Source organism: Janthinobacterium sp. CG_23.3 (genome assembly GCF_046115965.1).
Lineage (GTDB): Bacteria > Pseudomonadota > Gammaproteobacteria > Burkholderiales > Burkholderiaceae_D > Janthinobacterium.
Genome location: NZ_JBJXIB010000095.1, coordinates 1 through 23,689 on the forward strand (window position 1 = coordinate 1; position 23,689 = coordinate 23,689).

A 23,689-nucleotide genomic window follows, 5' to 3' on the forward strand; every position below is an offset into this window, starting at 1 on the left:
AAGAAAAAAAAAAAAAAAAAAAAAAAAAACAAAAGGGGGAGGGAGGGGGGAGGAGGAAAGCGCAAAGGGAACCAGGTTTGGTGCGCCGCTTTCTTTTTGCGATTTCCGCCGCGTTTCAACGCTCGGCGTCGGTGCCGCGTCACGCGCGGCCGCTCGACTACCTGGCGTCTAGCGCTTGAGCACCTTCGGCACGGCGGCGGCGCGCAGGCGGAACGCGTCCGGCATGCCGGAACCCAGCAGCGGGCGCAGGTACAGGCGGAAGGCGTCGGTGACGTCGGTGCCGCTGGCGCTGATGAACTCGTCCTCCATCGTGCGCGTCTTGCCGGCCACCGCGCTCAGCTCCAGCAAGTCGTAGTCGACCGAGTAGTAGCCGGTGCGCTTGATCGCCACCGAGCCGCAACGCTCGCCCCACATGGCGAACTGCACCGCCTTTTCGCCCACTTCGCGCGCCTCGCGCTGGTCGACGTCGGAGACGCAGCCGATGAAGGAGCGCTGCAGGTAGCCGAAGGTGTCGCCGCGCACCCGCTTGATGCCCAGCTTGGCCTTGATCTCGTCGCACAGCAGGTCGGCCAGCGCGCCGTTGCCCGACAGTTGCACGTTGCCGTGGGCGTCGCGCTCGACTTCCTTGGCCAGCAGGCTGGCGATCGGCTCGCCGCTGGCGTCGTGGATGCCCTCGGAGACGGCGACGACGCAGCGGCCGTAGCGTTGGTATACCGCCTTGACGTCGGCGAGGAACTGCTCCAGCACGAAGGTGCGCTCGGGCAGGTAGATCAGGTGCGGGCCGTCGTCGGGGAATTTCTTGCCCAGCGCGGCGGCCGCCGTCAGGAAGCCGGCGTGGCGCCCCATGACGACGCCGACGTAGACGCCCGGCAGCGCAGCGTTGTCCAGGTTGGCGCCGGCGAAGGCCTGGGCGACGAAGCGCGCCGCCGACGGGAAGCCCGGCGTGTGGTCGCTGCCGACCAGGTCGTTGTCGATGGTTTTCGGGATGTGGATGCAGCGCAGCGGGTAGTTGGCCTGGCGCGCCTGCTCGCTGACGATGCGCACCGTGTCGGACGAGTCGTTGCCGCCGATGTAGAAGAAGTGTTCGATCTGGTGCGCCCGCAGCACCTGGAAAATTTCCTGGCAATACTTGGCGTCCGGCTTGTCGCGGGTCGAACCGAGCGCCGACGACGGCGTCGCCGCCACCAGTTCGAGGTTGTGGCTGGTCTCCTGGGTCAGGTCGACGAAGTCCTCGTTGACGATGCCGCGCACGCCGTGCAGCGCGCCGTAGACCCGGGTGACGTCGCGGAAGCGGCGCGCCTCCAGCGCCACCCCGGCCAGCGATTGGTTGATGACGGCGGTCGGGCCGCCTCCCTGGGCAACCAAAATCTTTCCAGACGGCATGGCGTTCTCCTGAGTTGGCGAGCCCCTAGCGTACCCCGAAAACGCCGCCGCCGTTACGGTTTGCCGATATGCCGCGCCAAAATTTTCTCGGGTGGCGACGGACGTTTCATTGAAGCAAGCGCCACCGCGCCGGCCGGCGCGCCTATTCCGGCGCGCGGATATGCGCCAGCAGCGCCATGCTGCGCTTGCCCGGCGGCGGCGTCAGCCAGCTCACCAGCGCCGTCGCCGCCAAGCCGGCCGGCACGCCGAAGATGCCGGCCGAAATCGGCGCGATGTGGAACCACTGACCGGCCGCGCTGCCGCCGAGCATCGGGTTGGTGTGCAGCATGTAGTACAGGCACACGCCGAAGCCGGCCAGCATGCCGGCGATGGCGCCCTGGTGGTTGGCGCGGCGCCAGAACACGCCCAGCGCCAGCGCCGGGAACAGCGTCGAACCCGCCAGCGAGAAGGCGGCGCCCACCAGCGACAGGATGTCGGCCGGCTTTTGCGAGGCGGTGTAGGCGGCGATGAAGGCCACCGCCAGCAGCAGCAGCTTGGAAATGGTCACCCGCTTCTGCGTCGACGCGGCCGGGTCGACCACCTTGTAGTAGACGTCGTGCGATAGCGCGTTGGAAATGGCCAGTAGCAGGCCGTCGGCGGTCGACAGCGCCGCCGCCAGGCCGCCGGCGGCGACCAGGCCGGAGATGACGTAGGGCAGGCCGGCGATTTCCGGCGTGGCCAGCACCAGCACGTCGGCGTCGATGGCGATCTCGGCCAGTTGCACCACGCCGTCGCGGTTGGTGTCGACAATGCTCATCAAGGGCGCCAGCTTGTCGACGTTGGCCCAGTACGCCACCCAGGTCGGCAGGTGGGCGTAGTCGCTGCCCACCAGCGCCGTGTAGATGTCGTACTTGACCAGCACCGCCAGCGCCGGCAGCGTCAGGTAGATCAGCAGGATGAAAAACAGCGCCCAGCCGACCGAGACGCGGGTTTCGTGCACCGACGCCGTGGTGTAGGAGCGCATCAGGATGTGCGGCAGCGCCGCCGTGCCCAGCATCAGGCAAAACACCAGCGCCAGGAAGTTGTTGCGCTTGACGTCGGAGGCGGCCCGGTCCGGCGCCGGGAACGGCAGCGCGTGCGGCACCGGCGGCTGCGCCCGCGCCAGGTTCAGCGCGCGCGCGGCGCGCCATTCCAGGCGTGCCTCGTCGGGGTTTTTCGGGTAGGCGATGAGCGCCCGCTCGGCGCCGCGGATATCGCTCAGGCTGGCGTTGCGGGCGCGCGCGGCGTCCAGCTGGCGCTGCGCCGCCAGGCGGCCCTGCTCCCACGACACCGGCAGCGCCAGCAGCCTGGCGTCGAAGCCGGCGGCGCGCCGCAGGAAGACGGCGCGCACCTGCAGCTCGCGCGGGTCGGCGTCGATGGCCCGCTCGCGCGCGCCCAGCAGCGGCAGCACCTTGCCGTAAGCCAGTTGCGGCAGCGGGTTGTCGGCGTGCTTGACCGCCAGCCACATCGCCGGGATCAGGAAGGCCACCAGGATGATGATGTACTGCGCCACCTGGGTCCAGGTGATCGCCCGCATGCCGCCGAGGAAGGAGCAGACCAGGATGCTGGCCAGGCCGAGGAAGATGCCGACCGAGAAGTCGACGCCGGTGAAGCGCGAGGCGATCAGGCCGACCGCGTAGATCTGCGCCACCACGTAGATGAAGGAGACGACGATGGTGGCGGCCACCGCCATCATGCGCACCGGGCCGCCGCGCCCGCCGGCGCCGCCGCCGTAGCGCGCCGCCAGGAAGTCGGGGATGGTGTACTGGGCGAACTTGCGCAGGTAGGGCGCGATCAGCAGCGCCACCAGGCAGTAGCCGCCGGTCCAGCCCATGATGTAGGCCAGGCCGTCGAAGCCGTGCAGGTACAGGCCGCCGGCCAGGCTGATGAAGCTGGCCGCCGAGATCCAGTCGGCCGCCGTCGCCATGCCGTTGAACATGGCCGGCACGCGCCGCCCGGCGACGTAGTATTCGGCGACGTTGGAGGTGCGGCTGAGCACGCCGATGCTGGCGTACAGCACGATGGTGGCCAACATGAACAGGTAGCCGATCCAAATGCGCGGCATGCCCTCTTGCTCAAGCACCGCCAGCGACAGCAGGAAGGCCGCGAAGCCGCCGCTAAAGAGCAGGTAGTAGCGCCGCAGGCGGCGCAAAAAGCGCGCCGCGGCGCTCACGGCGGCGCCCCGGCGGCGCGGTCGAGCCGCCGCATGCGCCAGGCGTAGGCGACGACGATGGCCAGGTAGACCAGCGACGAGCCCTGCGCCGCCATGTAGAACGACAGCGGCCAGCCGAACACGCTGTACTGGTACAGCTCGCGGGCGAAGAATACGCTGCCAAAGCCGGTGGCGAACCACAGCGCCAGCAGCAGCGCCGTCAGGCGGCGGGTCTGGCGCCAGTGCGCGGCGCGGCGCGCCGCCAGGGCGGGGCCGGCCTCAGGGGTGTTATCCATGCTTGCTCTCGGTGTCGGCGGGCGCGTCCTCGCCCTGCGGCGCGAAGCCCAGGCGGAACAGGCAGCCCGGCCATGTCGGCGGCCGGCCGCGCGGGTTGGAAAGGACCTCGACGTCGGCGCCGTGCTGCTGGGCGATTTCGCGCACGATCGCCAGGCCCAGGCCGCTGCCGTCGGCGTTGCTGCCGAGGATGCGGTAAAAGCGCTCGAAGACGCGCCCGCGCTCGGCCGCGGCGATGCCCGGGCCGGTGTCCTCGACCTCCAGCAGCGCCCGGCCGGCGGCGCCGTCGCGGCGCACGCGCACGGTGACGCTGCCGCCGGCCGGCGTGTAGCGCAGCGCGTTGTCGATCAGGTTGGAGAGCAGCTCGCGCAGCATGATGGCGTTGCCGGCGATGCCGGCCGGGCCGTCCGCTTCCTCGAAGCCGAGGTCGATGCGCAGCTTGAACGAGGCCGGCACCCAGTCGCGCACGGCGTCGCGCGCCAGCGCGTTCAGTTCGACCCGCTCGAACGGCGCGCCGGCCTGCGGCTGGTTCTCGGCGCGCGCCAGCGCCAGCAACTGGTTGACCAGGCGCGTGGCCGCCTCCGAGCTTTTCGCCAGCTGCTGCAGCGAGCGGTGGATTTCCCGCTGGTCGGTTTGGCGCAGCGCCAGCTCGGACTGCATGCGCATGCCCGCCAGCGGCGTCTTCATCTGGTGCGCGGCGTCGGCGATGAAGCGCTTTTGCATCTCGATCGACAGCGACAGGCGCGCCAGCATGTCGTTGAGCGAACCCACCAGCGGCGAAATCTCCTCCGGCACCTGGCCCGGCTCGATCGGGCTGAGGTCGTCCGGCGCGCGCGCGCGTATGCGCTCCTGCAACTGCGCCAGCGGCGACAGGCCGCGCGCCAGCGCGAACCAGACCAGCGCCAGCACGATCGGCAGGATGATGAACTGCGGCAAAATGACGCCCTTGATGATCTCGTTGGCCAGGTGGGCGCGCTTGTCGAGGGTTTCGGCGACCTGCACCAGGGCGCGCCGCGGCTCGTCGGAGCCGGCGTCGGCCAGGTCGAGGTAGGTGAAGGCGACGCGGATCGGCGTGCCGTGCATGCTGTCGTTGCGAAACAGCACCCGGCCGCTGCGGAAGCGGTCCTCGTCGAGCGGCGGCGCCAGGTCGCGGTCGCCGTCGACGTATTCGCCGCGCCGGCCCAGGATCAGGAAGTAGACGCTGTCGACGTCGTCGGCGCGCAGCATGTCGCGCGCCGAGCCGGGCAGGCGTTTGACCAGCTTGCCGTCGACCTCGCGCACCTGCTGCGCCAGCACGGTGACGCTGTCTTCGAGCGCGTGGTCGAACGGCTGGTTGGCGATGGCCTTGGCGACCAGGTAGGTGATGGCGATGCTCATCGGCCACAGCAGCAGCAGCGGCGCCAGCATCCAGTCGAGGATCTCGCCGAACAGCGAATGCTGGACGCCGTCGTCGCGTTCGGCGGCGAACGGCTCGGCCCAGGCGGCGTCGGCGTCGTCGTCGGCCGGCTCGGCGTCGCGCTGGCTCACCGGGCGTCGGTCTTGCCGGCCGGGTCGCTGAATTTTTCCAGGCAATAGCCGAGGCCGCGCACGGTGACGATGCGCACGCCGCCGACCTCGATCTTCTTGCGCAGGCGGTGCACATACACTTCGATGGCGTTGTTGCTGACCTCTTCGCCCCATTCGCACAGGTGGTCGACCAGTTGTTCCTTCGACACCAGGCGGCCGGTACGGCCCAGCAAAATTTCCAGCAAGCCCAGTTCGCGCGCCGACAGGTCCAGCATCTGCTCGTGGATGTAGGCGCTGCGCCCGACCTGGTCGTAGCTGAGCGGGCCGTGCTTGATGACGGTGGCGCCGCCGCCGCCGCGGCGCGTCAGCGCGCGCACCCGCGCCTCCAGCTCGGAGAGGGCGAAGGGCTTGGCCATGTAGTCGTCGGCGCCCAAGTCGAGGCCGTTGACGCGCTGCTCGATCGAGTCGGCCGCCGTGAGTATCAGCACCGGCAGCGCCGCGCCGCGCCCGCGCAGGCGCCGCAGCACCTCCAGGCCGGACAACTTGGGCAGGCCGAGGTCGAGGATCAACAGGTCGAATTCCTGGGTCGACAGGGCGGTGTCGGCCTCCTGGCCGTTTTTGACGCAATCGATGGCGTAGCCGGACTGGCGCAGCGAGCGCGTCAGCCCGTCGGCCAGCACGCTATCATCTTCAGCAAGTAAAATACGCATTGGGCGACATCCGGCGTCGAAAGTCTGTATTGTGTGGCATTTTGGGCGGGGTGGCGAGCGTTTGCGCCAAACGGCGCGAAACGACCGCGCTGGTTGACCGGTTTCAAACAAATTCACGTGGCGCTTGCAATAACCACTGTTTTTTTATACAGTATCGCTTGTGACGAATTTAACCCACGCGCTAGTTCAGGCTGAAAGAACATAATGGACGATAGAAAAGCTGTAATACCGCCGGCGGAAAAGGCCAAGGCGCTTGCCGCCGCGTTGGCGCAGATTGAAAAGCAGTTCGGCAAGGGTTCGGTCATGCGCATGGACGCCAGCGCGCCGATCGAAGAAGTGCAGGTCGTCTCGACCGGCTCGCTCGGCCTGGACATCGCGCTGGGCGTGGGCGGCTTGCCGCGCGGGCGCGTGGTGGAAATCTACGGCCCTGAATCGTCGGGCAAGACCACGCTGACGCTGCAAACCATTGCTGAAATGCAAAAGTTGGGCGGCACCTGCGCCTTTATCGACGCCGAGCACGCGCTCGACGTCGGCTACGCGCAAAAACTCGGCGTCAACCTGCACGAGTTGTTGATCTCGCAGCCGGACACCGGCGAGCAGGCATTGGAAATTTGCGACGCGCTGGTGCGTTCGGGCAGCGTCGACCTGGTCGTCATCGACTCGGTGGCCGCGCTCACGCCGCGCGCCGAAATCGAGGGCGACATGGGCGACTCGCTGCCGGGCCTGCAGGCGCGGCTGATGTCGCAGGCGCTGCGCAAGTTGACCGGTTCGATCAACCGCACCAACACGCTGGTGATCTTCATCAACCAGATCCGCATGAAAATCGGCGTCATGTTCGGTAGCCCGGAAACCACCACCGGCGGCAACGCGCTGAAGTTCTACGCCTCGGTGCGCCTGGACATCCGCCGCACCGGCTCGATCAAGTCCGGCGACGAAGTCATCGGCAACGAAACCAAGGTCAAAGTCGTCAAGAACAAGATCGCGCCGCCGTTCAAAGAAGCCCATTTCGACATCCTGTATGGCGAAGGCACGTCGCGCGAAGGCGAGATCCTCGATCTGGGGTCGGATGCGAAGATCGTCGAGAAGTCCGGTTCGTGGTACAGCTACAACGGCGAACGCATCGGCCAGGGCAAGGACAACGCCCGCACCTTCCTGAAGGAGCGTCCGGCCTTGGCGCGGGAAATCGAAAACAAGGTGCGCGCCTCGCTGGGCGTGCGCGAACTGCCGCCGGTGCTGGAAGCGAAGGCCGACAAAGCCGAGAAGGCCGACAAGGCCGAGACGGCCGCCAAGTTGAAGGCCGTCGAGTAAGCGTCAAGCGGTAGTAGTAAATAGTAAATATCACCGTGCCGCGCCCTGCGGCCGGTGATTTTGTGTTTTCGGGGTAGGTTTCAGTGCGCTGACGCGCCGCGAAAGTCAAAAAAACAAAGGCTGGGCCGCGGGGTGACGCCCTTGGTTTGCACTGCCCCCCCACAGCCACTGGAGACGCCGATGCCCCGACCACAATTAAGCCTGAAGGGCCGCGCGCTGCGCTTTTTATCGATGCGCGAGCACAGCCGCTTGGAGCTGGGCCGCAAGCTGGCGCGCCACGCCGAGGAGGGCGACGACGTCGAAGCCCTGCTCGACGCGCTGGAGGCGGCCAACTGGCTGTCGCAGGAGCGTTTTTCCGAAGCGTTGATCCACCGCCGCTCTGCGCGCTACGGCAACAGCCGCATCGTCGCCGAGCTGCAAAGCCACGGCGTCGGCGGCGAGGCCTTGCAGGAACTCAAGGCCGGCCTGGCCGACGGCGAGGCCGAGCGCGCCTGCGAAGTGTGGCGGCGCAAGTTCGGCACGGTCGCGGCCGACGCCGAGCAGCGCTCGAAACACATCCGTTTCCTGATGCAGCGCGGTTTTTCGCAGCGCGCGGTGTTTGCCGCCATCAAGGGCGCGCCCGACGAGGACGCGTTCGGCGACGACTAGGCGCGCGGCGTATTTGTTGTGCATTTTTCTACTATCCAAGGACGGCAATCGCATGTTGCAGCGCAACTTGTGGCGCGGTGTGCTACACTTTTGTGGTTTTTGCAGCGCCGCATGAGCGGTAGTTGTCCGTAGAAGCTACGGCAACGTGCGTAGGCACATGGCTGCTAACTATTACTGCCGCGATTGCGGCGCCGGTATTTATGCCCCTGTCACCCCCAGTTTCCCGACGTGCGTTGAGGCATACTCGCGCAATAGACGTCCAAGCGTATGCCCGCGACGACGGCTTGTGGGATCTCGACGCCCGTATAAGCGACATCAAGACTTTCGACACTACGCTGGCCTCCGGTGTGCGTGCCGGCGGCGCGCCGCTGCACGACCTGCGCCTGCGCCTGACTATCGACCTCGACATGACCATCGTCGCCGCCGAAGCGGCCTCCGACGCCGTGCCGTATCCGGGGTTCTGCGACACCATCGGCCCGGCCTACCGCGCGCTGATCGGCCTGAACCTGATGAAAAGCTTCCGCCACGAACTCAAACAGCGCGTCGCCGGCATCGCCGGCTGTACCCATTTGACCGAACTGGCGCAAATCCTGCCGACGGCGGCGATCCAGGCTTTCGCCAACGACGTCTGGTCGCCCAACGACAGCGCCGACGCCGACGCCGCCACCGCCCTGGTGCAACCGTTTCAACTCGATAAATGCCACGCGCTGCGCACCGACGGCGGCGCCGTGGCACGGTACTACCCGCGCTGGGCGGTCAAGGCAGGGCCGGCTTAGCGTCTTGTTTCACTTGTTTTTTTCGCAGTATCAACCGCATTTTTACACATCAGCATCAGAAGGGAAGCCAGCATGAAAATCCATGAGTATCAAGGCAAAGAAATCCTCCGAAAATACGGAGTGACGGTTCCGCGCGGTATCCCGTGCATGTCCGTAGAAGACGCAGTCAAGGCGGCGGAAACTCTGGGTGGCCCGGTGTGGGTAGTCAAGGCGCAAATCCATGCGGGCGGCCGCGGCAAGGGCGGCGGCGTGAAAGTGGCCAAGTCGCTGGAGCAGGTCAAGGAATACGCCGACCAAATCATGGGCATGCAACTGATCACGCACCAGACCAGCCCCGAAGGCCAACTGGTACGCCGCCTGCTGGTCGAGGAAGGCGCCGACATCCAGAAAGAACTGTACGTGTCGCTGGTCACCGACCGCGTTAGCCAGCGCGTGGTGCTGATGGCATCTTCCGAAGGCGGCATGGACATCGAGGAAGTCGCCGAGTCCCACCCCGAACTGATCCACCAGATCGCCATCGACCCGGCCGTCGGCCTGACCGACGCCGAAGCCGACGACATCGCCACCAAGATCGGCGTGCCCGCCGCTTCGCTGGCCGATTGCCGCACCCAATTGCAGGGTCTGTACAAGGCGTACTGGGAAACCGACGCCTCGCTGGCCGAAATCAACCCGCTGATCCTGACCGGCTCCGGCAAGGTCATCGCCCTGGACGCGAAGTTCAACTTCGACGCCAACGCGCTGTATCGCCAACCTGAAATCGTCGCCTTCCGCGACCTCGACGAAGAAGACGCGGCCGAAGTGGAAGCGTCGAAATTCGACCTGGCCTACATTTCGCTCGACGGCAACATCGGTTGCCTGGTCAACGGCGCCGGCCTGGCCATGGCCACCATGGACACCATCAAGCTGTTCGGCGGCGAGCCGGCCAACTTCCTCGACGTCGGCGGCGGAGCGACGGCGGAAAAAGTGACCGAGGCGTTCAAGATCATGTTGAAGAACCCGGGCCTGAAAGCCATCCTGGTCAACATTTTCGGCGGCATCATGCGTTGCGACGTCATCGCCGAAGGCGTGATCGCGGCATCCAAGGCGGTTTCGCTGCAAGTGCCGCTGGTGGTGCGCATGAAGGGTACCAACGAAGATCTGGGCAAGAAAATGCTGGCCGAGTCCGGTTTGCCTATCATCGCTGCCGATACCATGGAAGACGCGGCCAAGAGCGTTGTGGCTGCCGCTGCCGGTCACGCTTAATTAAGGAATCACTATGTCCATTCTGATCAATAAAGATACCAAAGTCGTTACCCAAGGGATCACCGGCAAGACCGGCCAGTTCCACACCCGCATGTGCCGCGACTACGCGAACGGCAAAGCCGCTTTCGTGGCCGGCGTCAACCCTAAAAAGGCTGGCGAAGACTTCGAAGGCATCCCGATTTTCGCCAACGTCGGCGAAGCGAAAAAAGAAACCGGCGCCAACGTGTCGGTGATCTACGTGCCGCCGTCGGGCGCCGCCGCGGCGATCTGGGAAGCGGTCGAAGCCGAAATGGACCTGGCCATTTGCATCACCGAAGGCATTCCCGTGCGCGACATGATGGCCCTGAAGGACCGCATGGCCAAGTCGGGCAGCAAAACCCTGCTGCTGGGGCCGAACTGCCCGGGCCTGATCACGCCTGACGAAATCAAGATCGGCATCATGCCGGGTCACATCCACAAGCAAGGCCGCATCGGCGTGGTGTCCCGTTCGGGCACGCTGACGTACGAAGCGGTCGGCCAGTTGACCGCGCTGGGCCTGGGCCAGTCGAGCGCAGTGGGCATCGGCGGCGACCCGATCAACGGCTTGAAGCACATCGACATCATGCGCATGTTCAACGACGATCCGGACACCGACGCCGTCATCATGATCGGCGAAATCGGCGGTCCCGACGAAGCCAACGCCGCGTATTGGATTAAAGACAACATGAAAAAACCGGTGGTCGGCTTTATCGCCGGCGTCACCGCCCCTCCGGGCAAGCGCATGGGCCACGCCGGCGCGCTGATCTCCGGCGGCGCCGACACCGCGCAAGCGAAACTGGAAATCATGGAAGCATGCGGCATCACCGTGACCAAGAACCCGTCCGAAATGGCGCGTTTGCTGAAAGCCATGCTGTAATCACAGCGTTGCCAAGGCGGTCAAGGTTGTACCCAACGGGGAGCTGCGGCTCCCCGTTGCTATTGGCGCCGCCGACACGCGCGGCGCGGCCGATGCGGCCTGACAAAAATTGTCAAGCGGCGGCGCCAAAATGGCCGACTGACAATAAATGGCGCGCCGATTGACAAATATCGTCAACCGCCGCCGCGTAACATTGCGCAAATTTCATTCTTGGCGCCCGCGGCGGGCCGTTTTGCGCCTGGCACGCCAATTGCTCTTATCCCTGTGTGACACCACTTTTCGATACACCACCCAGGAGCGCTAAAATGAAATCGATGAAAATGATCAAGAAACAAGCACAAGCCGGCTTCACCCTCATCGAGTTGATGATTGTCGTGGCCATCATCGGCATCCTGGCGGCCGTGGCGATTCCGGCCTACAGCGACTACACGGTCAAGGCGAAAGTGGCCAACGCCATGTCGGCGGCCGGCGCGATGAAAACCGCGATTGCCTTGTGCGCCCAGGAAGCCGGCGGCGAGCTGACCAACTGCAACACTGCGTTCGTCGGCAACACCCTGCCAGCGTTTACCGCGACCAAGGAAGTGGCAAGCGCAACCGTCACGCTGCTCGGCGTCATTACGCTGACCTTGAACGATATCGGCAAGGGCACGTCCGGCAAGACCATCACGATGATCCCTACCGTTCCGGCCGGCGGCAGCGCCATGACCTGGGCCAACTCGACCAACATCCTGGCCGCGGACAATCCAGCGGCGATCGCGGCGATTACCAAAAACAACATCTAAAACCGGCTTCGCCCGCCCGGAAAAGCCGCCTTTTGGCGGCTTTTCCCGTTCTACACGATCTTCTGGCGGTCGGCGATCAGCGCCTCGTAGGTCAGGTTTTGCAGCATCGTGTAATGGACCGGTTCGAGGTCGGTGAATTGGACGCCGTAGGTGAACACCTCGGTGCGCGCGCCGGCGGCCGGCTTGACGATGTTGACGTTCTGGATGGTGGCGCCGGTCTTCACGCGCACCTGGTGGTTGCCGGGCTGGGCGATCAGGGTGAACGACAGCGTCACGCTGGGCTCGTCCGGCGACAATTTCCTGGGCGACTCGATCAGCGCGCCCGACACGCTCAGATTGACCAGGAACACCGACACCGACGGGTGTTCGGCCGACGCCAGCTGGGCTGGAATGTCGACTTTCACGCGCATCGCCGCGCGCAGGCTGGTGCCCTGGATCGTGTCGGGGAAGGACAGGTGCACATAATGCAGCGGGCGGGCGAAAATGCGCATCACGGTGCAGGCGAACGAACACACGGTGACGCCGGAGAACACGCGGATGGTCAGCTTGTCGCCGTCGTTGAGGGCGATCGGCGCGCCGGCCTCGTTGGGGATCTTGACGATCAGGTATTCGTCTTTGACGTAGCCGATCAGCGTCGAGAAGTGCTGGATGGGTTTGATGGTGCGGTGCGTGATGAACTGGATCCTGCCGCCGACTTGCAGATTCATCGAGTCGAACTCGAAGGCCTGCACCTTGGGCGCGCCTGGGGGCTTGTTGCTTGTCATTCGTGAGGCCTTTTGGACATGCACTGCGGAAAGTATTTGATACTATACCAACAGTATTGGCCGTAAGCTACGAAAACCGCCCTCGCCACCGCAATCGCCGCGCGCCGGCGCAGCCGCGCGGTTACTCCTTGTCAATGTCGGCGCGCCAGTCGCCGCTTTTGCCGCCGTGCTTTTCCAGCACGCGGATGTCGCCCATGACCATGCCGCGGTCGACCGCCTTGCACATGTCGTAGATTGTCAGCAGGCCGATCTGCACCGCCGTCAGCGCCTCCATCTCGACCCCGGTCTTGCCGAAGGTTTCCACCTGGGCGCGGCAATGCACCTGGTGGCGCGCGGCGTCGGTGTCGAAGTCGACCGCCACCCGCGTCAACGCCAACGGATGGCACAGCGGCACCAGGTCGCTGGTGCGTTTGGCGCCCATGATGGCGGCGATGCGGGCGATGCCGAGCACGTCGCCCTTCTTGGCGTTGCCCTCGACGACGAGGGCGAAGGTGGCCGGCTGCATGCGGATGCTGCCGGCGGCGACGGCGACGCGCCGGGTTTCCGCCTTGGCGCCGACGTCGACCATGTGGGCCTGGCCGGCGCCGTCGAAATGGCTCAGTTGCGCTTCGGTGGCGGGGAGGGCGTCGCGGTCGTTTATGCTGGTCATGGATCGGTCGTATCGGGTGGCTTGCACGGGCTGGTGACAAAGTATTCCAACCGGCCGGGGCCCTGCGGAACCAGGCCGGTTACAGGGTATCATAGCACCGTGAACGCAAAACTACCCCCCCAATCGCTGGTCGGCTTGAGCGGCGCGCGGGCGCCGCTCAAGCGCGCCGTGGCGCTGCTGGCCGCCGCCGCCCTGGTTTCGCTGGCGCTGGCCGCGCCGCTGTCGGCGGCGCAGAGCCGGCCCGCCGCGGCCGCCGCGCCGAATTTGCCCTTGCTGGGCGACACCGAACGGCAAGACCTGTCGCCGGCGATGGAACGCAAGCTGGGCGAGGAGATCATGCGCGACATTCGCGGCGACCGCGACTACCTCGACGACGCGCCCATCCTCGAATACCTGAACAACTTCGGCGGCGCGCTGGTGTCGGCGCGCCCCGAGGTGCGCGGCGAAAGCAGTTTCGACTACTTCTTCTTCGCGGTGCGCGACGGGCAGTTGAACGCCTTCGCGCTTCCCGGCGGCTACATCGCGGTGCATTCGGCGCTGCTGTTGGCGGCCCAGACCGAGTCCGAACTGGCCTCGGTGCTGTCGCATGAAATCGGCCACGTGGCGCAGCGCCACATCGCGCGCATGCTGGGCCAGCAGCGCCAGGACATGCTGATTCCGCTGGCGGCGATCGTGCTGGCCGCGCTGGCCTCGCGCGCCGGCGGCGACGCCGCCGTCGGCGTGTTCGCCGCCGGCCAGGGCCTGGCGATCCAGCGCCAGCTCAACTTCGGCCGCGACGCCGAGCGCGAGGCCGACAGGATCGGCTTCCAGATCATGGGCGAGGCCGGCTTCGACACCACCGGCATGGTGGCCTTCTTCGGCCGCATGCAATCGGCCAGCCGCTCCTACAGCGACCTGACGCCCGCCTATTTGCTGACCCATCCGTTGACCACCGAGCGCATCGCCGACATCCAGGCGCGCATCCGCGAGCAGCCGTACCGGCAGCGCAACGACAGCCTCGACTTCCAGCTGGTGCGCGCGCGCGCCCGCGTGCTGCAAGACGAGAGCACCCAGGGCTTGCTTGAGGCGACCGCCTTTTTCCAGATCCAGCTGGAGCAGCCGGGCCGTTTCCAGCAGGCCGCCGCGCACTACGGGCTGGCCCTGGTCGCGCTGAAGAGGGGCGACACGGCCGCGGCGCAAAGCCGGCTCGACGCCGCGCTCGGCGCGAGCGTCGCCAAGGCGCCCGCCGCCGGCGCCTTCAGCGCCGCGCCGCGGCCGCTCGGGCCGAACGCGATCCTGACCAGCATGGCGCTGGAGATCCGGCTGGCGCCGAAGCAGGGCGCGGCGGTGGCGCAGCAGGCGCTGCGCGAGGCCGAGGCCGCGCGCCTGCAATTTCCGCTGTCGCGCGGCATCGCCCGGCAATACGCGGCGGCGCTGCTGGGCGCCGGCCAGCCGGAGCTGGCCGCGCGCTACTTGCGCGACCAGGTGCAGTTGTACCGCGACGAACCCGGCCTGCACGACTTGCTGGCCAAGACTTACGCGGCGCAGGGCAAGATGGCGTTGCAGCACATGGCGCTGGCCGAGTCGTACGCGCTCAGCGGCGCCAGCCTGGCCGCGCTCGACCAGCTCGGCATCGCCCGCAAGGCCAGCGACGCCAGCTTCTACGAGATGGCGGTGATCGACGCGCGCGAGCGCGAGCTGCAGGAATACCGCCGCGAGCAGTTGAAGGACAAGAAGTAGGCGACGTCGAGTTGGCGCGGCATGGGTCGGATTGGCGCAGCGGCGTCCGACCCCTGTTGGCAAAAGCGCGCCGCGCCGCCGCGGGCCAACGTTGCCGGCTTGCGCCCGATGGCTTAAACCGAGCTACGCAAATCGCGCCGACTCAAGGTGGGCTGGGCGAACGTTCGAAGCCGAAGCGCGCCGCGACGGCGTCGTGGGCGAGCCGCTGCAGCGCCAGCGCGCGCCCCTGGTGGCGCAGGTACAGATTGCCGGCGCCGCCGTCCAGCCAGGCCATCAAGGCCTCGTCGTCGACGCCGCCGCCATCGTCCAGCTCCAGCGCGGCCAGCGCCTGGGCGGCGTCGCGGTCGTCGAGCTGGGCCACCACGTCGCCGCTGCGCAAGACCAGTTCGCCGCCCGGGCACAGCAACGCCTCGTCCAGCGGGCCCAGCGGCGCACCGGTGTGCAGCACCAGGCCGAGTCCCGGGTCGGTGCGGACGATGTAGGGCGCCGCTTCGAGTTGCAGGTAGACCCGCTGCGGGCCGTTCTGGAAAAACCAGCAGCCGCGCTCGTCGTGTCCGTAGTTGCGCGCGATAAAGCCCAGCAGCGCGCCGTGCACGATGGCCTCGCCGGGCAGGCCGAGCGCCTGCGCGCGCTCGTCGCGCATGCGCCAGCGGCCGCGCGCGTCCAGGCCCAGCCAGCCATAGCAATGCGGAACGTCCGGCCATTTGGCGATGGCTTGTTTGACTAGTTCGTCCATGTCGATGCGCTCAGTGTGCGGGTTCAGGTGTCGGCAGTGTCGCACAACGCGGCGTCGCCGCGCGCGCCGCTGGCGGCGCCGTGTTCGAGGAAGTGCAGCAGGCGCCCGGGCAGCCAGTCGAGGTGGCCGGGCGGGCGGCCGGCGGTGAAGCCGGCGTGGCCGCCGTGGCGCGGATATTCCAGCAGCACCTGGCGCGAGGCGTGCCGCGGCAGATAGCGCGCCGGCAGGAACGGGTCGTTCTGGGCGTTCAGCACCAGCGTCGGCACGGTGATGTCGTCGAGCACGTGCTTGGCGCTGGCGCGGTCCCAGTAGTCGTCGGCGCTGCGGTAGCCGTGCAGCGGCGCCGTGACGACGGTGTCGAAGGCGTGCAGGTCGTTCGCCGCCAGCAGGGCCTGGCGGCAGAACAGGCCGGGGAACTGGTCGAGCTTGGCCAGGCACTTCGGTTTCAGCGTGTTCAGGAACATGCGCGTGTACATCCGGTTGACGCCGCGCGCCAGCGCCCTGCCGCCCTGCGCCAGGTCGAGCGGGGCCGACACGGCGCAGGCGGCGTCGACGATCCCGGCGGCGTGCTGCGACTCGCCCAGCCAGCGCAGCAGCGCGTTGCCGCCCAGCGAGACGCCGGTGGCGTAGAAGCGCCCGGCGGCGCGCCGGCGCAGGCCGCGCACGATCCAGTCGATCTCGCCGGCGTCGCCCGAATGGTAGAAGCGCGGCGCCCGGTTGCCGTGGCCGGAACAGCCGCGGAAGTGCGGCACCGCGCCGGACCAGCCGCGGGTGGCCAGTTCGGCCATCAGGGCGCGCGCGTAGTGGCTGTGGGACGAGCCCTCCAGGCCGTGGAACAGCAGCACGAAGGGGTGGCCCGGCTGGCCGTCGACGAAGTCGACGTCGACGAAATCGCCGTCGGGCGCGTCCCAGCGCTCGCGCCGGTAGGCCGGCGCCGGCGTGCCGACGCAGACGGCCGGATAGATCGTTTGCAGGTGGCCGTTGGGCAGCCAGAGCGGGGCGGTGTAGTGCATCTTGGCCGGGTTTGCCTAGTGCAGGATGGGCGCGTCGGCGTCGAACGGGGCTTCGCCGGGCGCCACCGAGACGTGGTGCAGCACGATGCGCCAGCCGCGCGGGGTCTTGACGTAGACGTTGGTGGTCAGCTGGTGGGCCGGTTCGCCCTCGCCGGCGCTGATGTCCTCGACGACCGTGTGCACCGAACTCATCAGGTTGTGCGTCTCGTGCAATTGCGACGGCCGGAAGTGCAGGTTGCCGGCGGCCAGTATACCGGTCCACGAGGCGCGGATGGCGGCGTGGCCGATCAGCCGCGCGCCGCCCGCGTGGATGCAGACGATTTCCTCGTCGTCGGCCCAGAGCGCCATCAGGGAGTCGATATCGGCGCGGTTGAGGGCGTCGTAGAAAGCCGTTTCCACTTCGACTGCACTGCCATTTAACTGTTTGTCACGTTTCATGAACACTCCGGCAAAGACACGACGGTTGCTAGGTTGCCCCGACGGGCGCCGGGCGGGCACCCATCGAGGGGGGGATTGCTTGGTGCTTGCTGGCTTAGTGGTGGCCGAGCGTCGCGCCCGCTTTTAGACGGTAGGCGGTGCCGCAGTACGGGCACTTGGCGACGCCGTCGTGGTTGAAATCGAGAAACACGCGCGGATGCGAGGACCACAGCGGCATGGCCGGGTTGGGGCAGTGCGCCGGCAAGTCCTTGCCGTCGAGTTCAACGGCTGGCGTGGTGGGGTTGCTCATCTTGTTGTTCTCCGTGATGCGAATGGGGGGCTGAAAACCACGATTTTAACGGATTCGGGCAAGCAACAAAATTCATCGGTAAAATACCCCCTTAATAATCACCGGCCGGCCGCGTATTTTTCCGACGAAACAACGCGCGCGGCGATAACATGACCCCGTCCCAGCCTTTGTCCGCACCGCGCCGCGCCAGCGCCGCCGCCGCCCCTGTGGCGGGAAAACCACAGCGGTGGCGCGCATGAGCGATCCTTCCCGCCGCGCCGCCTATGGCGCGGAACACGACGAGGCGTCCTGGCGCGCCGGCCTGAGGACGGGCGCGCCGACCTTGTTCGGCATCGCCGCTTGGGGCTTGGTGGTCGGCGTGGCGATGGTCAAGAGCGGCTTGAACGTGCCGCAGGCGCTGGCCATGACCTTGCTGGTGTTCGCCGGCTCGGCGCAACTGGCCTCGCTGCCCCTGATCGCCGCGGGCGCGCCCATCTGGGTTATTTTCACCACGGCGCTGGTGATCAATTTGCGCTTCGTCATATTCTCGGCGTTGCTGGCGCCGCATTTCGGCCATTTGCCGTGGCGCCAGCGCTTCTTCCTCGGTTACGTGTCCGGCGACCTGGCGGTGCCGCTGTTCCTGCAACGCTATCCGAGCGACAAGCCGGCGGTCGGCAAAGTGTCGTTCCTGAAAGGGTTGGTGATTCCTAACTGGACCACCTGGCAAGTCGGCTCGATCGCCGGCATTTTCCTCGGCAGCGCCGTGCCCGCCGAATGGGGGCTGGGCTTTGCCGGCACGCTGGCGATTATCTGCATCATGGTGCCGATGGTGGCCGGGCGCGCCGCGCTGTGCGGCGTGCTGGTGGCCGGCGCCGTGGCGGTGTTGACGGCGGCGCTGCCATACAAGCTGGGCCTGCTGGCCGGGGTGCTGGCCGGCATGGTCAGCGCGATGGCGGTGGAAGAATTGTCTGGAAAACGGAAGGATAAATAATGGCTGAATGGGAAATCTGGGCCACCATCGCGGTGCTGGCCGTGGCCACGGCGGCCACGCGCAGCTCGTTCTGGCTGGTCGGCCACCACATCACGATACCGCCGCGCGTCAACGAAATGCTGCGCTTCGCGCCCAGTTGCGCGCTGGCCGCCATCATCGCCCCCGACTTGCTGCTGGAGGGCGGCCGCCTGCACCTCGACGTGTCGAACGTGAAGCTGCTGGCCGGCGCCGCGGCCATTGTTTTTTACCTGGCGCGGCGGAATATGTTGCAAACGATTGTATTCGGCATGGTGGTTTTCACCGGCTTGCGTTTGTTGCACGTTTTGTCATAAACGGCTTGGCCGGGCCGCCCTTGCGGTAAAATAGCGCACTTCCTTCCACTCATCATTTGGATCGCCATGACCGCTGTGCTCAACTTCATCCGTTTGCAAGACTTGATCGCGCAAGATGCGCTGCAGGGCAAGCGCGTTTTCATCCGCGCCGACTTGAACGTGCCGCAAGATGACGCGGGCAACATCACCGAGGACACGCGCATCCGCGCCTCGGTGCCGGCGATCCGCGCCGCGCTGGCCGGCGGCGCCGCCGTCATGGTCACCTCGCACCTGGGCCGTCCGACCGAAGGCGAGTTCAAGCCGGCCGACAGCCTGGCGCCGGTCGCCGCGCGCCTGGCCGAGTTGCTGGGCCAGCCGGTCGAGCTGAAGCGGGACTGGATCGACGGCGCCGGCCTGGAGGCGCTTGCCGCCGGCCAGGTGGTGCTGCTGGAAAACGTCCGCGTCAACAAGGGCGAGAAGAAGAACAGCGACGAACTGGCGCAAAAAATGGCCAAGTTGTGCGACGTGTATGTTAACGACGCCTTCGGCACCGCCCACCGCGCCGAGGCCAGCACCCATGGCATCGCCAAGTTCGCGCCGGTCGCCTGCGCCGGCCCGCTGCTGGCGGCCGAGCTGGACGCGCTGGGCAAGGCGCTGGGCGCGCCGGCGCGCCCGCTGCTGGCCATTGTGGCCGGCTCGAAAGTGTCGAGTAAGCTGACCATCCTGAAGGCGCTGGCCGACAAGGTCGACCACCTGATCGTCGGCGGCGGCATCGCCAACACCTTCATGAAGGCGGTTGGCTTGAACGTCGGCAAGTCGCTGGTCGAAGCCGACCTGGTCGAGGAAGCCAAGGCGATCATCGAGATGATGGCCGCGCGCGGCGCCCAGGTGCCGATTCCTAGCGACGTGGTGTGCGCCAAGGAATTCTCGCCGACGGCGGTGGCGACAGTGAAGGCGGTGGCCGACGTCGCCGACGACGACATGATCCTCGACATCGGCCCGCGGACGGCGCAACTGCTGGCGGCGCAAATCGCCGGCGCCGGCACCATCGTCTGGAACGGCCCGGTCGGCGTGTTCGAGTTCGACCAGTTCGGCGAAGGCACCAAGACGCTGGCGCTGGCGATTGCCGAATCGAAGGCGTTTTCGATCGCCGGCGGCGGCGACACGCTGGCCGCTATTGCAAAATACGCTATTACCGATAAAATTAGCTATATCTCTACCGGCGGCGGCGCCTTCCTGGAATTCCTGGAAGGCAAGACTTTGCCGGCGGTCGAGATCCTGATGCAGCGCGCCGCCAAGTAAGGCGGCAAACCAGCGGCGCGGGGCCGGGGTCGGACCCCGGGCGCCAAGGCGGCAAGGCCTGGCCGCGGATTCGCGGCCCTGGTTTACATATTGTCAACACCGGCGCACGTGCACTTGGACGCTGCGCTTTTTTACCTTGCCCTCCGGGGCCGTCGTCGCAATCCACGCACAAGGAATCCTATGTCCCGCGGTACCAAAATCGTTGCAACCATCGGCCCCGCATCCACCGATCTGGGCATTCTGATCCGCATGATACGGGCGGGCGTCGACGTGGTGCGCTTGAACTTCTCGCACGGCAAGGCGCAAGACCATATCGAGCGCGCCGCGCTGGTGCGCCAGGCCGCCGCCGAATGCGGCCGCGAAGTGGCCATCATGGCCGACATGCAGGGTCCGAAGATCCGCGTCGGCAAGTTTGAGCAGGGCAAGATCCAGCTGGAAAACGGCGACAAGTTCATCCTCGACGCCAAATGGGGCGAGAACGGCGAACTGGGCAACCAGGAGCGCGTCGGCCTCGACTACAAGGCGTTGCCGCGCGACTTGCACAACGGCGACGTGCTGCTGCTCAACGACGGCTTGATCGTGCTGGTGGTCGACAAGATCGTCGGCAGCGAAATCATGACCACCGTCAAGGTCGGCGGCGAGTTGTCCAACAACAAGGGCATCAACCGCCACGGCGGCGGCCTGACCGCGCCGGCGCTGACGGCCAAGGACATGGAAGACATCAAGACGGCGATGAGCTTCCAGGCCGACTACCTGGCGATCTCGTTCCCGAAAAGCGCCACCGACATGGAAATGGCGCGCCAGCTGGCCAATATCGCCGGCGAGCCATACCACCACAAGCCGATGATGATCGCCAAGATCGAGCGCGCCGAAGCCATTCCGGTGTTGCAGGAAATCCTCGACGCCTCCGACGGCATCATGGTGGCGCGCGGCGACCTGGCCGTGGAAGTGGGCAACGCGGCGGTGCCGGCGCTGCAAAAGCGCATGATCAAGATGGCGCGCGCCTCCAACAAGCTGGCCATCACCGCCACGCAGATGATGGAATCGATGATCGTCAACGCCGTGCCGACCCGCGCCGAGGTGTCCGACGTCGCCAACGCGGTGCTGGACGGCACCGACGCCGTGATGACCTCGGCCGAGACCGCCTCCGGCAAGTACCCGATCGAAACCGTCGAGATGATGGCGGCGATCTGCGTCGAGGCCGAACAATCCGAATACAACAAGCTCGACGCCGACTTCCTCAACGTGCGCTTCACCCGCATCGACCAGTCGATCGCCTACGGCGCGCTGTTTACGGCGCACCACCTGCGCGTCAAGGCCATCGTCGCCCTGACCGAGTCCGGCTCGACCGCGCTGTGGATGAGCCGCCACAGCATCGACACGCCGATCTTCGCCCTCACGCCGAGCATCGCCACGCTGCGCAAGGCCAGCCTGTACCGCAACGTGCGCGCCTACCATCTGCTGCAGAAGGACGACACCGCCGCCGTGCTGAAACAAGCCGAGGATTTGATGGTCGCCAACGGCATCGTCAAAAAAGGGGACATGATAGTCGTCACCTGGGGCGAACCGATGGGCCAGGTCGGCGGCACCAACGCCTTGAAGATCGTCAAAGTCGGCGAATTTGAATAAAGAATGAATAACAGCCGGCAAGCGGCGGCCCGTCCCGGCCGCGCTTGCCGCCCCCAGGTTTTTCTATTGTTTGGAGTATTACCATGTCTCTCGTATCGATGCGTCAACTGCTGGACCACGCCGCCGAACACGGCTACGGCCTGCCCGCCTTCAACGTCAACAACCTTGAACAAGTGCAAGCCATCATGGCCGCCGCCGACGCCGTCGGCAGCCCGGTCATCATGCAGGCTTCGGCCGGCGCCCGCAAATACGCCGGCGAGGCCTTCCTGCGCCACCTGATCGACGCCGCCGTCGAAGCGTATCCGCACATTCCGGTCGTCATGCACCAGGACCACGGCCAGTCGCCGGCGGTGTGCATGGGCGCGATCCGCTCCGGCTTCACCTCGGTGATGATGGACGGCTCGCTGGAAGCGGACGGCAAGAGCGTCGCCTCGTACGACTACAACGTGGAAGTGTCGCGCGAAGTGGTCAAGTTCTCGCACGCCATCGGCGTCACCGTGGAAGCCGAACTGGGCGTGCTCGGTTCGCTGGAAACCATGATGGGCGACAAGGAAGACGGCCACGGCGCCGACGGCGCGATGACCCGCGAGCAATTGCTGACCGACGTCGCGCAAGCGGCCGACTTCGTCGCCCGCACCCAGTGCGACGCCCTGGCGATCGCCATCGGTACCTCGCACGGCGCCTACAAGTTCTCGCGCCAGCCTACCGGCGACATCCTGGCGATCGACCGCATCAAGGAAATCCACGCGCGCATCCCGAACACCCATCTGGTCATGCACGGTTCCTCGTCGGTGCCGCAAGAGCTGCTGGCGATCATCCGCGAATTCGGCGGCGACATGAAGGAAACCTACGGCGTGCCGGTCGAGGAAATCCAGGAAGGCATCCGCCACGGCGTGCGCAAGATCAACATCGACACCGACATCCGCCTGGCGATGACGGCCGCGGTGCGCAAGTACATGTACGAGAACCCGTCCAAATTCGATCCGCGCGACTTCTTGAAGCCAGCCCGCGAAGCCGCTACCCTGGTCTGCAAGGCGCGCTTCCTGTCGTTCGGCTGCGAAGGCCAGGCCGCCAAGATCAAGGTCATCCCGATGGACAAGATGGCCGAGCGTTACAAGTCGGGTGAGTTGTCCCAGATTGTGAAGTAGAATTCTGTTTGGAATGGACTGATTCCCACAAAAATCAGTCCAAATCTCTTGACCGGCTAGCAAGGTTTTCCCTGCGCCGGTTTTCGCTTTTCTATACCGCTAGTCTATTTACCTCCCGCTATGAACAGCCTTTACCAAACCTCTATTACGTCCCTGCCACTCCTTGGCCATGGCAAAGTCCGCGACAACTACGCCGTTGGCGAGGACAAGATCCTGATCGTCACCACCGACCGCCTGTCGGCGTTCGACGTCGTCATGAACGAGCCTATCCCCGGCAAAGGCATGGTCTTGAACCAGATGAGCGACTTCTGGTTCGACAAGCTCGGCCACATCGTGCCGAACCACCTGACCGGCGTGGCGCCGGAATCCGTGGTGGCCGCCGACGAAGTAGAGCAGGTCAAGGGCCGTGCCGTGGTCGCCAAGCGCCTGAAGCCTATCATGGTCGAGGCGGTGGTGCGCGGCTACCTCATCGGTTCGGGCTGGAAGGACTACCTGGACACCGGCAGCGTCTGCGGCATTACGCTGGCGCCCGGTTTGCAGCAGGCGCAAAAACTGCCTGAGCCGCTGTTCACCCCGGCCGCCAAGGCCGACCTGGGCGAGCACGACGAGAACATCAGCTTTGCCGACATGGAAAACCGCATCGGCGCCGAACTGGCCGCCAAGATGCGCGACGTCAGCATCGCCCTGTACCAGGCCGCCTCCGAGTACGCGGCCACGCGCGGCATCATCATCGCCGACACCAAATTTGAGTTCGGCCTGGACGAGAACGGCGTCATGCACCTGATGGACGAAGTGCTGACCGCCGACTCTTCGCGTTTCTGGCCGGCGGACTCCTACCAGCCTGGCATGTCGCCACCGTCCTTCGACAAGCAGTTCGTGCGCGACTATCTGGAAACCCTGAGCTGGGGCAAAACCGGGGGGGGGGGGGGGGTGCGCGCTTTCAGCACCGACAACACCCACGCAAACCAACCCGCAACCCCCAAACGCCCGCCCGACCATAATATGAC

24 protein-coding genes are annotated in these 23,689 nt (G+C 66.2%); 13 read left to right on the plus strand and 11 right to left on the minus strand.

What is annotated here, in order from left to right; genetic code table 11:
* Positions 1-168: 168 nt before the first annotated feature.
* From ACFDR9_RS19805 to ACFDR9_RS19825, 5 genes are all read right to left on the minus strand, one after another.
* Positions 169-1,383 (minus strand): 6-phosphofructokinase, encoded by a 1,215-nt coding sequence (locus ACFDR9_RS19805; protein ID WP_409032096.1) that lies wholly within the window; start codon positions 1,381-1,383, stop codon positions 169-171.
* Positions 1,384-1,525: 142 nt separating this feature from the next.
* Positions 1,526-3,574, minus strand: coding sequence for a sodium:solute symporter family protein (locus ACFDR9_RS19810; RefSeq protein WP_409032097.1), 2,049 nt, complete (start codon positions 3,572-3,574; stop codon positions 1,526-1,528).
* On the minus strand, positions 3,571-3,849 hold the full coding sequence (locus ACFDR9_RS19815) for a DUF4212 domain-containing protein (RefSeq protein WP_017879365.1): 279 nt from the start codon (positions 3,847-3,849) through the stop codon (positions 3,571-3,573). Before ACFDR9_RS19815 ends, ACFDR9_RS19810 begins: the two co-directional genes overlap by 4 nt.
* A complete protein-coding gene (locus ACFDR9_RS19820; protein WP_409032098.1) occupies positions 3,842-5,374 on the minus strand; it encodes a sensor histidine kinase N-terminal domain-containing protein in 1,533 nt (510 codons plus the stop codon). Before ACFDR9_RS19820 ends, ACFDR9_RS19815 begins: the two co-directional genes overlap by 8 nt.
* Positions 5,371-6,063 carry a response regulator transcription factor gene (locus ACFDR9_RS19825; RefSeq protein ID WP_026133530.1) on the minus strand — a complete coding sequence of 231 codons (693 nt, stop codon included), beginning with the start codon at positions 6,061-6,063 and terminating at the stop codon, positions 5,371-5,373. The genes ACFDR9_RS19820 and ACFDR9_RS19825 overlap by 4 nt, the downstream gene beginning before the upstream one ends.
* Positions 6,064-6,267: 204 nt before the next feature.
* Here ACFDR9_RS19825 and recA point away from each other — a divergent pair, with 204 nt between their 5' ends.
* The 6 genes from recA to ACFDR9_RS19855 all read left to right on the plus strand — a co-directional run bounded on the left by recA (position 6,268) and on the right by ACFDR9_RS19855 (position 11,714).
* Positions 6,268-7,371, plus strand: a complete 1,104-nt coding sequence (gene recA, locus ACFDR9_RS19830) for a recombinase RecA (protein ID WP_017879362.1) — start codon at positions 6,268-6,270, stop codon at positions 7,369-7,371.
* 180 nt (positions 7,372-7,551) lie between these two features.
* A complete protein-coding gene (gene recX / locus ACFDR9_RS19835) occupies positions 7,552-8,019 on the plus strand; it encodes a recombination regulator RecX (protein ID WP_409032099.1) in 468 nt (155 codons plus the stop codon).
* A 200-nt stretch (positions 8,020-8,219) separates the two neighbouring features.
* Positions 8,220-8,795 carry a DUF2889 domain-containing protein gene (locus tag ACFDR9_RS19840; protein ID WP_026133528.1) on the plus strand — a complete coding sequence of 192 codons (576 nt, stop codon included), beginning with the start codon at positions 8,220-8,222 and terminating at the stop codon, positions 8,793-8,795.
* Positions 8,796-8,867: 72 nt separating this feature from the next.
* Positions 8,868-10,037, plus strand: coding sequence for an ADP-forming succinate--CoA ligase subunit beta (gene sucC, locus ACFDR9_RS19845; protein WP_026133527.1), 1,170 nt, complete (start codon positions 8,868-8,870; stop codon positions 10,035-10,037).
* 13 nt (positions 10,038-10,050) lie between these two features.
* Complete coding sequence (gene sucD / locus ACFDR9_RS19850) at positions 10,051-10,932, plus strand: succinate--CoA ligase subunit alpha (RefSeq protein ID WP_017879358.1); 882 nt, start codon at positions 10,051-10,053, stop codon at positions 10,930-10,932.
* Between the two features lie 305 nt (positions 10,933-11,237).
* Positions 11,238-11,714, plus strand: a complete 477-nt coding sequence (locus tag ACFDR9_RS19855; protein WP_017879357.1) for a pilin — start codon at positions 11,238-11,240, stop codon at positions 11,712-11,714.
* A gap of 50 nt (positions 11,715-11,764) precedes the next feature.
* Here the strand turns inward: ACFDR9_RS19855 and ACFDR9_RS19860 are convergent, their stop codons facing one another.
* Positions 11,765-12,478, minus strand: coding sequence for a flagellar brake protein (locus ACFDR9_RS19860; RefSeq protein WP_409032100.1), 714 nt, complete (start codon positions 12,476-12,478; stop codon positions 11,765-11,767).
* A gap of 121 nt (positions 12,479-12,599) precedes the next feature.
* Positions 12,600-13,127, minus strand: coding sequence for a cyclic pyranopterin monophosphate synthase MoaC (gene moaC, locus ACFDR9_RS19865; RefSeq protein ID WP_409032101.1), 528 nt, complete (start codon positions 13,125-13,127; stop codon positions 12,600-12,602).
* A 168-nt stretch (positions 13,128-13,295) separates the two neighbouring features.
* On the opposite strand from moaC, the gene ACFDR9_RS19870 reads away from it, so the two are divergent.
* Positions 13,296-14,846 carry a M48 family metalloprotease gene (locus tag ACFDR9_RS19870; RefSeq protein WP_409032107.1) on the plus strand — a complete coding sequence of 517 codons (1,551 nt, stop codon included), beginning with the start codon at positions 13,296-13,298 and terminating at the stop codon, positions 14,844-14,846.
* Positions 14,847-14,988: 142 nt separating this feature from the next.
* Here ACFDR9_RS19870 and ACFDR9_RS19875 read toward each other — a convergent pair whose 3' ends face one another.
* From ACFDR9_RS19875 to ACFDR9_RS19890, 4 genes are all read right to left on the minus strand, one after another.
* Positions 14,989-15,582 (minus strand): DUF2946 family protein, encoded by a 594-nt coding sequence (locus ACFDR9_RS19875; protein WP_409032102.1) that lies wholly within the window; start codon positions 15,580-15,582, stop codon positions 14,989-14,991.
* A 23-nt stretch (positions 15,583-15,605) separates the two neighbouring features.
* Positions 15,606-16,595, minus strand: a complete 990-nt coding sequence (locus ACFDR9_RS19880) for a YheT family hydrolase (protein ID WP_409032103.1) — start codon at positions 16,593-16,595, stop codon at positions 15,606-15,608.
* A 15-nt stretch (positions 16,596-16,610) separates the two neighbouring features.
* Positions 16,611-17,033, minus strand: coding sequence for a nuclear transport factor 2 family protein (locus tag ACFDR9_RS19885; RefSeq protein ID WP_026133523.1), 423 nt, complete (start codon positions 17,031-17,033; stop codon positions 16,611-16,613).
* 94 nt (positions 17,034-17,127) lie between these two features.
* Positions 17,128-17,322 carry a zinc-finger domain-containing protein gene (locus ACFDR9_RS19890; RefSeq protein ID WP_017879350.1) on the minus strand — a complete coding sequence of 65 codons (195 nt, stop codon included), beginning with the start codon at positions 17,320-17,322 and terminating at the stop codon, positions 17,128-17,130.
* Positions 17,323-17,557: 235 nt separating this feature from the next.
* Between ACFDR9_RS19890 and ACFDR9_RS19895 the strand changes: the two genes are divergently transcribed.
* From ACFDR9_RS19895 to ACFDR9_RS19920, 6 genes are all read left to right on the plus strand, one after another.
* Positions 17,558-18,292, plus strand: a complete 735-nt coding sequence (locus ACFDR9_RS19895) for an AzlC family ABC transporter permease (protein WP_409032104.1) — start codon at positions 17,558-17,560, stop codon at positions 18,290-18,292.
* Positions 18,292-18,624, plus strand: a complete 333-nt coding sequence (locus ACFDR9_RS19900) for an AzlD domain-containing protein (RefSeq protein ID WP_017879348.1) — start codon at positions 18,292-18,294, stop codon at positions 18,622-18,624. Before ACFDR9_RS19895 ends, ACFDR9_RS19900 begins: the two co-directional genes overlap by 1 nt.
* A gap of 66 nt (positions 18,625-18,690) precedes the next feature.
* Complete coding sequence (locus ACFDR9_RS19905) at positions 18,691-19,905, plus strand: phosphoglycerate kinase (RefSeq protein WP_409032105.1); 1,215 nt, start codon at positions 18,691-18,693, stop codon at positions 19,903-19,905.
* A 180-nt stretch (positions 19,906-20,085) separates the two neighbouring features.
* Positions 20,086-21,534: a pyruvate kinase gene (gene pyk, locus ACFDR9_RS19910; protein ID WP_017879346.1), complete on the plus strand. Its 1,449-nt coding sequence runs from the start codon at positions 20,086-20,088 to the stop codon at positions 21,532-21,534.
* 83 nt (positions 21,535-21,617) lie between these two features.
* Positions 21,618-22,682 (plus strand): class II fructose-bisphosphate aldolase, encoded by a 1,065-nt coding sequence (gene fba, locus ACFDR9_RS19915; protein WP_026133521.1) that lies wholly within the window; start codon positions 21,618-21,620, stop codon positions 22,680-22,682.
* Between the two features lie 120 nt (positions 22,683-22,802).
* Positions 22,803-23,689: phosphoribosylaminoimidazolesuccinocarboxamide synthase (locus tag ACFDR9_RS19920; RefSeq protein ID WP_409032106.1), on the plus strand; the 887-nt coding region annotated here is incomplete at its 3' end.

Coding starts and splice junctions, on each gene's coding strand:
- recA (WP_017879362.1), top strand. CDS start 6,268: ATGGACGATAGAAAAGCTGTAATACCGCCGGCGGAAAAGGCCAAGGCG.
- moaC (WP_409032101.1), bottom strand. CDS start 13,127: ATGACCAGCATAAACGACCGCGACGCCCTCCCCGCCACCGAAGCGCAA.
- recX (WP_409032099.1), top strand. CDS start 7,552: ATGCCCCGACCACAATTAAGCCTGAAGGGCCGCGCGCTGCGCTTTTTA.
- pyk (WP_017879346.1), top strand. CDS start 20,086: ATGTCCCGCGGTACCAAAATCGTTGCAACCATCGGCCCCGCATCCACC.
- sucC (WP_026133527.1), top strand. CDS start 8,868: ATGAAAATCCATGAGTATCAAGGCAAAGAAATCCTCCGAAAATACGGA.
- sucD (WP_017879358.1), top strand. CDS start 10,051: ATGTCCATTCTGATCAATAAAGATACCAAAGTCGTTACCCAAGGGATC.
- ACFDR9_RS19885 (WP_026133523.1), bottom strand. CDS start 17,033: ATGAAACGTGACAAACAGTTAAATGGCAGTGCAGTCGAAGTGGAAACG.
- fba (WP_026133521.1), top strand. CDS start 21,618: ATGTCTCTCGTATCGATGCGTCAACTGCTGGACCACGCCGCCGAACAC.
- ACFDR9_RS19840 (WP_026133528.1), top strand. CDS start 8,220: ATGCCCCTGTCACCCCCAGTTTCCCGACGTGCGTTGAGGCATACTCGC.
- ACFDR9_RS19905 (WP_409032105.1), top strand. CDS start 18,691: ATGACCGCTGTGCTCAACTTCATCCGTTTGCAAGACTTGATCGCGCAA.
- ACFDR9_RS19900 (WP_017879348.1), top strand. CDS start 18,292: ATGGCTGAATGGGAAATCTGGGCCACCATCGCGGTGCTGGCCGTGGCC.
- ACFDR9_RS19815 (WP_017879365.1), bottom strand. CDS start 3,849: ATGGATAACACCCCTGAGGCCGGCCCCGCCCTGGCGGCGCGCCGCGCC.
- ACFDR9_RS19890 (WP_017879350.1), bottom strand. CDS start 17,322: ATGAGCAACCCCACCACGCCAGCCGTTGAACTCGACGGCAAGGACTTG.
- ACFDR9_RS19895 (WP_409032104.1), top strand. CDS start 17,558: ATGAGCGATCCTTCCCGCCGCGCCGCCTATGGCGCGGAACACGACGAG.
- ACFDR9_RS19860 (WP_409032100.1), bottom strand. CDS start 12,478: ATGACAAGCAACAAGCCCCCAGGCGCGCCCAAGGTGCAGGCCTTCGAG.
- ACFDR9_RS19825 (WP_026133530.1), bottom strand. CDS start 6,063: ATGCGTATTTTACTTGCTGAAGATGATAGCGTGCTGGCCGACGGGCTG.
- ACFDR9_RS19880 (WP_409032103.1), bottom strand. CDS start 16,595: ATGCACTACACCGCCCCGCTCTGGCTGCCCAACGGCCACCTGCAAACG.
- ACFDR9_RS19855 (WP_017879357.1), top strand. CDS start 11,238: ATGAAATCGATGAAAATGATCAAGAAACAAGCACAAGCCGGCTTCACC.
- ACFDR9_RS19805 (WP_409032096.1), bottom strand. CDS start 1,383: ATGCCGTCTGGAAAGATTTTGGTTGCCCAGGGAGGCGGCCCGACCGCC.
- ACFDR9_RS19875 (WP_409032102.1), bottom strand. CDS start 15,582: ATGGACGAACTAGTCAAACAAGCCATCGCCAAATGGCCGGACGTTCCG.